This window comes from Natronomonas sp. EA1 (assembly GCF_051195035.1).
In the GTDB taxonomy this organism is placed as follows: Archaea; Halobacteriota; Halobacteria; order Halobacteriales; family Haloarculaceae; genus JBNTJV01.
Genome location: NZ_JBNTJV010000003.1, coordinates 136,795 through 148,770, shown reverse-complemented (window position 1 = coordinate 148,770; position 11,976 = coordinate 136,795). Strand labels below are relative to the sequence as shown.

Here is an 11,976-nt window from a genome sequence, read left to right as displayed (position 1 = left end):
AGCTCGTTTTGTCGCCCCCTGACGGGTGCGGGGCGTCCTGAACTGACGTACTCGCAGTAATTCGAGTTTCTGAAAACTATGGCAATGACCAGTGACCCGTCGGTCTCGTTCGACGAGAGCGAGACGCGACACGACGAGATGCACAGTACGATCCAAGAATGGCTGGACGACCTCGCCGCAGGCGTTGACGACGCGAGAACCAGCGAGCAGTTCGAAGAGTGGCTCGATGTCCAGAGTCGGTTCCACGACTACTCCCATCGAAACACGCTCTTGATAACGCTCCAGTGTCCCGAGGCGACGAAGGTTGCGGGGTACAACACGTGGCGAAGCGAGTTCGACCGGCATGTCAAGGAAGGCGAGCAGGCGATCTGGATCTGGGCTCCGATCATCACGACGCGGTGTCCCGAGTGCGAGAACTCCCCGAGTTATCATGAGCAGAGTGAGTGTGCGTACGACGAGACCCCTCCTGCGGAGTGGTCGAAAGGACTCGTCGGCTTCCGACCCGTGCCGGTGTTCGACATCTCCCAGACGGAGGGCGAACCCCTCCCCGACCTGGATACCGCGGCGGTTGGCGAGGCTGACGAACTCGTTCCGACGCTCTTGGATGCAGCGGACGACCTCGGAGTGACCGTCCGTGTCGTCGAGGGCGACGACTGGACGCATGGTGATTCGAAGGGCGTCTGCAAGTACCAGTCTCCACCGGTCGTCGAGGCGAAGTCCCGGTCGAATCAGGCCGATCTCGCGACCACGCTGGTACACGAGTACGCCCACGCACTACTGCATAGTGGGACCATCGCCGAGGATGAACGACTGAAACGCGAGGTGGAAGCGGAGGCGGTCGCGTCCATCGTCGGTCGGTATTTCGGGCTGGACACCAGCAGGTCGGCGTTTTACATCGCGGCGTGGCAGGGGGACGATTCGGGGGTGCTTCAGGAACGCCTCGGGCGGATCAGCGCGACGGCGGTGGAGCTAATCGAGACGCTCACTGCAGCGTGACCGCGACCGCGGTTTGTTTTATGAGCCCCTGACGGGCGAGGGGCGCTGGAAGGCGTGTCTCGTGAGTTGAATGCAGAGGATAGATGTCTACGAACGGCACTACGACGAATCGACCGAACAAACGAGCGCGAACACCTGCCCGGAGTGCGAGGGACGGGTGACGATGAACACGCAGGAGACGGTGTGTGATGACTGCGGGCTGATTCTCGCGGACCAGCAGGTGGATACGGGACCGGAGTGGCGGGATTTCGACGATGGACCGACTCGGGAACGGACGGGGGCTCCCCGCACGCCCGCACGACACGACAGAGGCCTCTCCACCGAAATCGGGTATCAGAAGGACGCACGTGGGCGGCTGCTCTCGGCGAAGAAGCGGCGACAGCTACACCGGCTTCGGCGCGAGCACTCGCGTGCGCAACATCGAAGCAAGGCGGAGCGGAACGAGATGCAGGGGCTCATCGAGATCCGGCGGATGTGTGGTGCCCTCGGCTTCGACACTGGATTCCGTGACCGGGCGTGTCGACTTTTCTCGACAGCACAGGATGCAGATCTCCTTCGCGGGCGGTCGATTGAGGCGATTGCTGCAGCGAGTGTCTACGCGACGTGTCGGTGCGACGGCCGACCACAGACGGTTGGAGACATCGGCCGGGTGGCGAGAGTCTCTACAGAGCGAGTGCGAAACGGATACGGCGTCCTCAATCGGGAGCTCGGACTTCCGGCGGCCCCCATCTGTCCAACGCGATTCCTTCCGCGGTTCGTCTCGCAACTCGAACTCTCACAAGCGGTTGAACGCCATGCGAGAGCCGTGCTGGACGCGGATGAGACGCCGGATGTGCGCGGGTCAACCCCCTCGGGGGTCGCTGCTGGAGCGCTTCTCGTCGGGATGCAACTGGCCGGTGAACAGCATCGGGTTACCCAGGAAGCAGTTGCGTCGGTGGCCGATGTCTCGATCCCGACGGCGCGGCGGTATCGAGACGAATTGGACGCGACTGTCGAAACGCTTCCAGAGGGGATTCCACCACTCAGTCCAGTGGAGTGAGCTCGCCGCGGCGCTCTCGGTGCATGATGTTGCCCGCGAATAACCGAAGTTTCGCAACGAGCTCTGCTTCTGTTTCGTATGTTTCGACTCGCAAATCCCACCGTACCCGTGCCGACCGAATCATTGCACTCGTGACCTCGTTCTCGTGAACGAAGACCAGCCGGTCTCCGTGTGTTTCTGCGAGTGCCTCTAGAATACTCCCTGCCTCTTCTCCGACGCCGAAGTTGTGTCCGAGAAACGGTAGCACGAACGCAGTCGCATTACTACACCTCGTATACTCGATACTCTGGGTTGCCGCGTCCACCTCATCGGTATCCACATCGACATCGAGCGCCAGAAACGCATTCACCCCTGGAGTGACGCGGAGTTCGCCCTGTACCCGCCGCAAGAGGGCCTGTGCCGCGTCGATGTCGTCTTTGCTCTGAAAGAGACGGCGCAACGGGCCTGGGAGGTCTTCCACGTCGATATCGCGCCGTTCCCCTTCGCTGAGCACGTAGTTGAGGTTGAACGACTTGTACGGCCCCATCAGATAGAAGAGAAACCGGTCATATCTGACGCGGCCTAACCGCTCGATAATCAACTCGCGCGTGACCTCTACAGTCATACTCGGCTATGCTTGCCGACACTATTTAAAATACGGCATTTTCAGTAATAACTGGCTTGAGAACACCTAAGTTTCTCTCGTCCGTACTCCCACTCAAGATGGCGACGAACAACACACAGGCCGTCGGTGGGGAATTCCCGGAGGATCCGGAAGACCTTCTGCCGGAGGATAGTGTTCTCACTCTCGATGAGTATCTCGCGATGCACGCTGCCGTGGGACATCGGACCCGCTATGAGATCCTGTACCGGCTCGTCCACAGCGGGGCGATGAGTCCCAAAGAACTGGAAGCAGCAATCGATATCGACGACAGTACCCTTCATTATCACCTCAACAAACTCGTCGATGTCGGCCTCGTCGAGAAGCGGCAGCGCACCGAGCGGGGCCAGGACGGTCTGTACACGTACTACCGAGCGACCGTTCTCGGTGAGGTGACGCTCACCGATGGCGTCGATACACTGATTCGCGGTGAGCAAGCGTTCAAAGCGATGTACGACAGTTCAACTATGGAGTGACTGCCCACCGCAAGGCGGGACTCTCTCGCTGTTGAATGGTAGTTGACATGTTCTGGTGGCCTTCGAAACGAGCTCACGAAGACATTCTCGTACCAAATAGTATATTTCTAGAATAGAACTAGCCAAATGAACGTCAGACAAGTACTTCTATTCTCTATATGTGAATTTATAGACTAACTTTCAGCTCAATCGAATTGTTTTAATATGGGGTTGTGAGAGTGAGTGATAGTAATGGAAAATCTGTTCAGTTCGCTGACTCGTATCGTCATCGGTCTCCAACGGCAACTTCCTCATCGTCGTGCGATTGGCCAGCTGCTCCTCGTTTGTGTGCTCGTGACGGTCCTGGCATCCAGTCCGGCTGCCGCCCAATCTGCCGCCGCGAATCCCGTGTGTCAGGACGACTCCAGCACGCTCGCGAACATGATCGAGGGGTTCGTCCAGATCACGACTGGGCTGGGGCTCATGGGCCTGCTCGTCGTCTGGCAGTCCGATGCACTCATGTCGATGTTCACCTTCGGGCGTGAGCAGAAGGCCCGGTTGAAAGAGCACAAGCGCGGGGCAACGAAGTCGGCCGTGACGCTCGTCGTACTGGGCCCGCTTTTCACCGTCGCTGGCTCGGCGATGGAGCTGCCGATCGCCCAGTGTGTCGACCTGATTCCGTTCTGAATCCGGATGTACCACACCTCGGTCGTCACGATGCTGCTTACGGTACTCCTCGTGAGTAGCCTCGCTCCAATCTCGGGAGCACACCCGCCGCGGCCGGGGACTGACGATAACGGTCTGAACGAGAGCGAGGCAGCCACGCTGTGGAGCGGCGACAATGACAGCCGCTACATCACCAACGCGGCGTATCGCGATGCCTACGGCGAGAACCGAACTACGGTCCACCAGCTCGCGAACGGGACCGACCTGACGTTCACACAGCCGCCGTCGACCGCCGCTCGGTGGACGCGGGCCGACCACGAGGAGTTCACTCCCGGTGGGGCAGACGTCTCGCTGTACCCGCCACACGCCGCCGTCATGAACGGTCTGCTCGTTCGCGATGCCCATGCGACTGTCTTCGCCGTCACGCCCTCGACGACGACGCATCCCACGCCGACCGAGAGTGTGGTATACGCCGCGCCGACCGGAACGCTTCGTGGTATCGTTGATTACCGAGTGGCGGTTCCCGAGCAGGCCACCGTCGGCTCACGGACCACGAGCTACTCGCTGGCGAGCCATCGTATCGATGAGGTCCGCCTCCGCCGAGATGGCGAGGTGATCGCAACCGACGCCGGCACGCATCGACCAGAACTCCCGTACGAACTGTCGGGCGGTTCGGAAACGCTTCGACTGGAAGCCGACATCCATGTCGAGGTGACGAAAGCCGTCACGATCGTGAACACTACGAACGTCACGTCGGCAAACGGGGCGAACGTCACGTCGGCAAACAGGACGTGGAGCAACGAAACGCACACAACGACCCGGACCACGGTGACCAGTGAGACGGTAACCGTCTCGGATACCGTCGAGCTCCACACCTACGACCTCCGTACGCAGGTGTCCACCGCTCGGTATCCAGACGGCGATCGGGGGATTGCCGTCCTCCGGAACGTGCCGTGGCAGGGCATCCAACTGACGGATTCACACCGCGTGCGTGGCGTATGGCGGTTCTACACCGCGCGTGACACGCGCTGGGATACGCTCGTCCGCTCGACTGTACGGGGGACCACGCGAACCCCATCCCCCGCGCTTCCCGTCGCGGTGCATGCGTACCCGTCGAAGCTCGGGCCTCGTACGGAGCCGACGGGCAACGGACCGGAACTGCTGGAGGTGTGGGGAATCGAGCGTCCCTCCCCGAGTGCTGGACTCCCCGAGAACGTGACTGTCGATGTCGTCGAGCAGCCCTATACCACCTCCTACGGCCTCGCGATTCGGACGAGCGTGGGGCAGCCGGAGACGACTCGCGTTCGTGGCATCGTCCGTGGCGTGAACGCCACCCTCCATCGAGAGAGCGAGCCGCGGGTCATCCGTGAGAGCACCATCGACGTTCGGGTTCTCTCCCAGACTGACGCGCAGGCTCGTCTGCTCGTCGAGCTCTCGGAGGCCGAGACCGGCGAGCCGATCGTGCTGTCCCCGACGAACGATGTCCGGTACGAGCCGATCGTGGACAGTCGGGATGGCTACATCGAGCTCGCGGGCAAGCAGCTAGAAACGAACGCCTCGGGGATGGCGACAGTCACCGTTTCTGAGCCGGGCGTGTACACCGCTCGCTACGTGCCGGGGTCGTGGCTGACGCACGACCCGGCGTACACAACCGCGGCCGATACAGCGCGCTGGCATCCACTCGGGACCGTCACCGGGTGGCTCGAACTGTTGACGACTGGACTCATCTGGTTCCTGCCGTTCGCGCTGGCGGCCTACGCTGGCAGGCAGTTGGGGACCGTCTTCGGATCACGGAGTCGATACTAATGGATACGCACTCACACTCACGTCGAACTGTACTTGGAGGGATCGTCGGAGCGATTGCTGGACTCGCTGGCTGTACTGCTGGGACTCAGCAACGTGGTTCAACTGACTCGTTCGAAGACGTTCGGGTTGAAGGACAGACAGTGGTCGTCATGCTTGCTCCAGACGCTAGCGTCGAGCAGGTGAATCTGATCGCCCCCGATGGGCGCAAGTTCGCGTCTACTGAGGTCGTCAGTGGCGAGACTCGTGTTGAATTTGCACTCGGGACGAGCTATGCTCCCGGAACCTTCCGTGTCACCTCGGACTCGGGAGCCGAGACCTCGATAGAGATTCGCCCAGAACTGGAGATACTCGAAGTCGGTGTCGGTGCGAACCATATGGAGCGGATGCCAGACGGGCTGGGTACAATGCAGGAAGAAGAAGCATATGTTTTCGTAGAGAACTCTGGTAACGGTCCAGTCGCTCTTCGAGACTTAATGTTCCGCGGTGATGTCCCAAATCCTTCTCCCGAGTTACGGGAATCGGATTCCAGAAGCGGCATCTTTGATCTGGAACGTGACAGTGGTGAAGTTGAGCAAGTTACCCTCCTCGGAAGGAGTTCCATTACACTGTTCTCGACGACTATCCCGTTCTCGTTCGAAGGTGAAGGTCGAGACTGCAAGCCGACACCATATTCGGGAGATTTCACGGTCTCATTGGCTCCCTCTGTGGCGGGTATTGAACTCGAGTCACAATTTGAAATCCGGTACTCAGGAGCTTCCAAATACGATGGATGCTCGGTAACTGCTGAGGGTGCTGAGGAGTAAGAGATGCCGGACATTCCGTTCTCTGACTTCGGGGTGAAATGGTTCGAGGATATCGTCGGGCAAGTAACAAGCTGGTTCACCGAAGAACTCGTCTCCGGTTACCAGACGCTTACAAACGAACTGTTCAGCACTCCTCTCCCACAGGAGTCCGGTGTTGATGTCGTATTCGGAATTCCGGGCAGTAGCGATGAGCCCTGGTACAGTATCTATCAGAGCGTTGTCGGCGGAGAAATGATGATCCTTGGCTTGGTGGTTCTGTTCCTTTCCGTTCAGGCACGCCATTTCGTTCGAATCTTCAACGTAGGCAGTACATACCAAGATCGGCGCTCACGCCGGAGTAGTTGGACCGGTGCGGTCCTCATTGTTGGCTGGTATTGGATTGCTGTTCTCATTCTATATCTCGTCAAGGGCCTCACGATCGGATTGATACCCGATCTCTCTCGAGTTGGGGAGGCACTGTATACGATGCTCCCTGTTGCAGCCGGAAACCCGATGCTGACGCTCATGCTCGCTGCGCTCGGTGGCGTTGCGATGGTCCTCCTGAAAGCGATCTACTTCATCCGTGATATCCTGCTTTTCGTCTACCTCTACGGGATGCCGGTCGGTATCGCGATCACGTACGGGAACATCCCCGTCGTCTCTCGTATCGCGAAACGGCTCTGTCTGCAGTTCCTCCCGCTGGCAATCCTTCCCCTGCCTGCCGCCGTGTTGTTCCGTGGCTACGCACTCCTTTTCGGGAGTGACCAGATGGTGACGCCGACTGACGCGTTCTTGAGCTACTTCGTCGTGGTGTCACTGCCGGTCCTCGCCCTGTACGTGACGTGGAAGACGTTCCGCTATGCGAGCCCGCTCGTTTCGGGTGCAATCGGACGGGTGTCGAGAACGGCGGTCGGCCTGGGGGTCGTCGCTGGACTCGGCTACGGCGTGAATACGCGGGCAGCGATGACCGCAGCTCGGCGGGGGCCGAAAGCTGGCCTCACCCATGCAGCCGTCGACCGGCTGGCGAACGACGACCGGGGTGGGCACTCGCAGCCACCGCGATCGACCAGTCACGACAATCTCGCGACGGACGCGACAGGCGGGGTTCCGACCTATCGTCGCAGTGAGAACGACCCAGGGTATTACTGATGAATCCAGATACATCTGCAGCGGCACGACGCATCATGAATCGCCTCGGTGAACAGCGACGCATCCCCCTTCTCAACGTCGAGGAAGGCGACGTGGGCCTCCTGTTCGGCTTACCGATCGCCGGACTTTTCGTGGGCAGTCTCATCAGCACGGTCCTCGTGGTTCCGCTCGTTCTGGTGGGGGTGACGATGGGTGTCGCAGCCGTGTACGCCGCTCCATCCCATCTCACTGCGTGGACGTGGGTCCGCGACCTCGCACGGTTCTACCTGTTTCGGCCAGCGATGACGCTCTCGAAGCCAGCTGCCGCAGCCCACGACTCGACGACCGGTGGCGTCGTGCAGTATCTGCCGTTCACGCCGAGTGAACGAACACAGGATCTCACGAGCGTCCAGCGTGCGTGGCCCGGGACGGGGGTCATCGAACGGACCGACAGCACGATGGAGGCGTTCATCGAGGTGCAGCCGGCGAACATGGATTTCGCGATGTCGGGTGACTGGCAATCAGTCCAGGCGGCGGGGGAGGCGTTTGCCAATACCGAGCTTCGGTTCCCACTCACGCTCTACACGACGACTCGCTCATTTCCGGCCGATCAGCTGGTCGACCAGCTCGAAGACCGATTGGCTGACCCGGACGTGGCCGTGAATCCCGCGTTCGAGGACCTGCTCACGGAGTACCGTGAACAGCGACCGGCTGAGCTCGCGGACACGCGCCAGCACCACTACTACCTCGGCGTAGAGGTGTCGCCACTGGAGGTGTACAACCGATACACGCAGGAGCCAACGCCCGGTGAGAAGCTGACCGAACTCCCGATTCTCGGCGTGCTGTTCACGCCGTTCGTCACCCGGCGGAAGGACTTCGCTGCGGCAGAGCGGCGCCAGGCGATGTTCGAGAAGCTCGACGAGCGGATCCGGACCGTCCGAACGGAGTTCGTGGAGGACGTGCCGGGATGGTCGGCGACGCGGCTCAGCACGCTCGACGTGTTCGTCCTCGCCGCGGAGTTCTGGAACGGCGAGGAGTACGTAGATTCGGGACGGCTCCTGCGGACGGAGCCAGCGATGGCCGCGGGTCGGCGGGGTGACGACGAATGACGCGGAGTGAACTCTTCCAACTCTTGGAGCGGCTGCTCAGTCGTCTCCCCGACGTGCTCTCACCGGGGGGTGTGTTCGTCTATGGTCTCGGAACGGTCCTCCTCCTCATCGCCATCGCTCGGCTTCTCGAGTGGAAACGAGGGGGCGCAGAGGAGGTCGAATTAGCGGATATCCTCGACGAGGAGACACGCACGAGAGGTGATGAGGAACGGCAAGCGTTCGATGCCCTTGCCGACCGCCATCAGTCGGTGATCGCGCCGGCAGCTATCGAATGGGACACTCGGACCGCCCGTGTGGGTGACCAGTGGACGACGACGCTTTCCATTGCAGCGTACCCGGACTATCCGAGCGACGGGTATCTGAGCGGGCTGTTCGAGCTCACGGATGTCGAGTTCGATCTCACAGCACATATCGAACCCAAGAACCAGAGCCGGGCCCGGAACGAACTGCAGGACACCGCGGACGACCTGCAAGCCGATGCGGACCTCGAACACAGCGTTCGTGGGGCCTACCTGCAGGAGCGAGCGAGTGAGGCCGTCGCGACGTACAAAGCGGTCGAGAACGGCCAACACGTGTTCTCTCAGTCGCTGTTCGTCACCGTTCGTGCCGATACGCGTGACGCTCTCCGCGAAGCCGTTACGAAAGTCCGCGCCGCGCTCCGAGAACCGCCAGCTCGACTCGAGCCTGCGACGGCGATTGCTCTTCAGGACAAGGCACTCCAGTCGGCTGCACCGATCGGTGGTGACGAACTCGGCCGTGGAGCGATTGCCCTTGGGGGTGCCATCGGTGCTCTTCTGGCCTCTCCGCACAACGCGACGATCCTCGAACCTGGCGGCGTGGAGTACGGCATCCACAAAGACACCCAAAGCCCGCTCGTCGTGGACCCGTTCGCCCGCGAAGACGGCTACGCGATGTTCACCGTCGGTGACCCCGGCTCGGGGAAGTCGTTCGGCGCGAAACAGAACTTCATCCGGAGTATCGAGCAGGACCCTAATCGGATTGGTGTCATCCTCGAACCGCTGAACAACTGGAACGGCGTGAGTGAGGCCCTCGGCGGGAAGCAGATCACCGTTGGGGGGACGCTTGGGTTGAATCCCCTCGAAATCAAGCCGACGCCCGAACACGTGTTGCAGGCCAGAGGCGACGACGCGAGCCCGCTGAAAGAGCGGCAGGAACGCGCGATATCGTTTTTCACGAACTTCTTCGCCACCCGTGGCGTCGGACTCGGCGACCGCCGAACGACTCTTGAGACGGCGTTCGACGAGGCGTACGCCAAGCAGGGAATCACCGAGAACGTTTCCACACACGGCAATCCGAGCCCGACGGTTCGAGACGTCCTCGACATTCTCGACACGATGAGCGACTCCCCCGAGGAGTACGTGGTTCGGACGACGGCAGAGGCGGAGAAGATCGAATCCGACGCGATCTGGTTGCTGGACCAGCTCCGGCCCTTTGCGGCCGGTGGCCAGTTCGAGAATCTGGGTCGCGAAAGCGAGTTCGACATCCGCGACGAGAAGATCATCTACCTCGATCTCGCTCAGCAGGGTGGAAGCCTCGGTGGGCATACGAGCTTGCTGATGGAACTGCTCATTTCGCTCGTGTACGAGCGGGCCAAGGAGACGGAGAAGGAGGTCGTGTTCGTCATCGACGAGGCGCGGTATCTGATGAAGGACGCGGCGACGCTGCAGTATCTGGAGACGATCTTCCGGCATCACCGGCATCACGACCTCTCGATTCGGCTGGTGACCCAGACGGTCGACGAGTTCTTCCAGCACGACATCGCGAAGATGGTGTTAGACCAGTGTGCGGTCAAGCAGTTCCACAAGCTCGATGGGATGGACGAATCGGTTGCAGAGCGGTTCGGGCTGAACCACGCCCAGATGCGGTTCGTGCAGGACGCGATTCCGGGTGATGAGGCGAAGGGCTACTCACAGGCGTTACTCGGCGTCGACGGTGAGTGGCGCGGGATGGAGGTTCGTGCGCTGAAGAAGGAACGAGACGTGATCGAGTTCGACCCCCGCGTGACTGAGGGTCTCGACCAATCGTCCGTGTTCACGGCGGATGTGGAGGCTGCCGATGACTGAGGACGAACTCCCGGTCGCCGATGACCTCCCTGCGGCGATGGTGACCCGACCACAGTGGGTGTGCTGGCGGGCGGAAGCGCGTGGAGAGAAGACGACAAAGATTCCCGTGAATCCATCGACGGGCCGGTACGCGTCGACGACCGATCCGGAGACGTGGACGGATTTCGCCACGGCGCGGGAGTACAGCGTGGCCAAGGGGACCGGGCTGGGGTTCGTGTTCACGGACGACGACCCACTCGTCGGCGTCGATCTCGACGACTGCCGTGGTGTTGAGAGCGGGTCGCTCACCGACTGGGCCGACGATATCGTCGCTCGCCTCGATTCGTTCACCGAAATCAGCCCATCGGGAACGGGCGTGCACGTCATCGTGAAGGGAATACTCCCCGAGGGCCGCAACCGCCACGGTGATGTCGAGCTCTACGAGACGGCACGCTTCTTCACCGTCACGGGCGACCACCTCGATGGTACTCCAGAGACGGCTAAGGCACGTTCGGAGGCGCTCGCTGCGGTCCACGAGGCGTACGTCGCCCCATCGAGTGAGACTGACTCGGGTTCGTCGGGGGAGCCCGAACGAGAACCTTCGGCGTCGAACCCCCCGGAGGGCAGTACTGAGCTCCAGGACGAGGAACTCTTGCGAAAGGCCCGAAATGCGGCGAACGGCGAGAAGTTCGACCGGCTCTATCGCGGGGAGACGGGTGGCTACGCAAGCCACTCCGAGGCGGATATGGCGCTCTGTTCGATGCTGGCGTTCTGGACGGGTGGTGACGCCCGACAGATGGACCGGCTGTTCCGCGGTTCGGGACTGCTTCGTGAGAAGTGGGACGAGGTGCATTTCGCCGATGGGGCGACCTACGGTGAGCGCACGACCGAGCGGGCGATCGCGGGGACGGACGCGTTCTATGACGGGGGTGGTGAATGGTCGCTGTTCCCTGAACAGGCTGAGGAGACTGTTGCTGGTCATGATCCACCGAGTGAGGATTCGAGACGTTCCGTCGATAGCGAGGTAGTCGAGCAGTTGGTGGCGGAAATCCGGCAGCTAGAAGCGGTGAACGAGCAATTGGCGGAGGAGCTCGAAGCTGAACGCAATCGGCGAGAAACACTTGAAGAGGAGTTAGCTGCTGTGGAGACATCTGGCTGGCTCAGTTGGATCTGGAATTAGTCGGACGCTCCCACGCCACCATCAGCCGGGGGGCTCCAGCGAGTCTGGCACGGGGGATCAGCGACTTAACCAACAGACTCTCTACATGACTGCGTCTGTTGGTTAAAACCGG

The 11,976-nt window shown here is 61.1% G+C and carries 11 protein-coding genes; 10 read left to right on the top strand and 1 reads right to left on the bottom strand.

Going from position 1 to position 11,976, the window contains the following annotated elements:
* Positions 1-78: 78 nt before the first annotated feature.
* The gene (locus ACQUQR_RS10295) at positions 79-996 is read left to right on the top strand and encodes a DUF955 domain-containing protein (RefSeq protein ID WP_435196390.1); all 918 of its coding nucleotides are present in this window, start codon (positions 79-81) and stop codon (positions 994-996) included.
* A gap of 70 nt (positions 997-1,066) precedes the next feature.
* Positions 1,067-2,035, top strand: coding sequence for a transcription initiation factor IIB (locus ACQUQR_RS10290; RefSeq protein WP_435196389.1), 969 nt, complete (start codon positions 1,067-1,069; stop codon positions 2,033-2,035).
* Here ACQUQR_RS10290 and ACQUQR_RS10285 read toward each other — a convergent pair.
* Entirely contained in the window at positions 2,019-2,639 is a 621-nt protein-coding gene (locus ACQUQR_RS10285) for a DUF7509 family protein (RefSeq protein WP_435196388.1), read from the bottom strand. The two genes, ACQUQR_RS10290 and ACQUQR_RS10285, sit on opposite strands and share 17 nt — an antisense overlap.
* 98 nt (positions 2,640-2,737) lie before the next feature.
* Here ACQUQR_RS10285 and ACQUQR_RS10280 point away from each other — a divergent pair, with 98 nt between their 5' ends.
* The 8 genes from ACQUQR_RS10280 (at position 2,738) to ACQUQR_RS10245 (ending at position 11,864) form a co-directional block, all read left to right on the top strand.
* Positions 2,738-3,151: an ArsR/SmtB family transcription factor gene (locus ACQUQR_RS10280; protein WP_435196387.1), complete on the top strand. Its 414-nt coding sequence runs from the start codon at positions 2,738-2,740 to the stop codon at positions 3,149-3,151.
* 231 nt (positions 3,152-3,382) lie between these two features.
* On the top strand, positions 3,383-3,817 hold the full coding sequence (locus tag ACQUQR_RS10275) for a hypothetical protein (protein WP_435196386.1): 435 nt from the start codon (positions 3,383-3,385) through the stop codon (positions 3,815-3,817).
* Between the two features lie 6 nt (positions 3,818-3,823).
* The gene (locus tag ACQUQR_RS10270; RefSeq protein WP_435196385.1) at positions 3,824-5,602 is read left to right on the top strand and encodes a hypothetical protein; all 1,779 of its coding nucleotides are present in this window, start codon (positions 3,824-3,826) and stop codon (positions 5,600-5,602) included.
* A 140-nt stretch (positions 5,603-5,742) separates the two neighbouring features.
* On the top strand, positions 5,743-6,405 hold the full coding sequence (locus ACQUQR_RS10265; protein ID WP_435196384.1) for a hypothetical protein: 663 nt from the start codon (positions 5,743-5,745) through the stop codon (positions 6,403-6,405).
* 3 nt (positions 6,406-6,408) lie between these two features.
* The gene (locus ACQUQR_RS10260) at positions 6,409-7,533 is read left to right on the top strand and encodes a hypothetical protein (protein WP_435196383.1); all 1,125 of its coding nucleotides are present in this window, start codon (positions 6,409-6,411) and stop codon (positions 7,531-7,533) included.
* Positions 7,533-8,621 (top strand): hypothetical protein, encoded by a 1,089-nt coding sequence (locus ACQUQR_RS10255; RefSeq protein ID WP_435196382.1) that lies wholly within the window; start codon positions 7,533-7,535, stop codon positions 8,619-8,621. The genes ACQUQR_RS10260 and ACQUQR_RS10255 overlap by 1 nt, the downstream gene beginning before the upstream one ends.
* Complete coding sequence (locus ACQUQR_RS10250; protein WP_435196381.1) at positions 8,618-10,705, top strand: VirB4 family type IV secretion system protein; 2,088 nt, start codon at positions 8,618-8,620, stop codon at positions 10,703-10,705. The genes ACQUQR_RS10255 and ACQUQR_RS10250 overlap by 4 nt, the downstream gene beginning before the upstream one ends.
* A complete protein-coding gene (locus ACQUQR_RS10245) occupies positions 10,698-11,864 on the top strand; it encodes a phage NrS-1 polymerase family protein (RefSeq protein ID WP_435196380.1) in 1,167 nt (388 codons plus the stop codon). The genes ACQUQR_RS10250 and ACQUQR_RS10245 overlap by 8 nt, the downstream gene beginning before the upstream one ends.
* Positions 11,865-11,976: the final 112 nt, after the last annotated feature.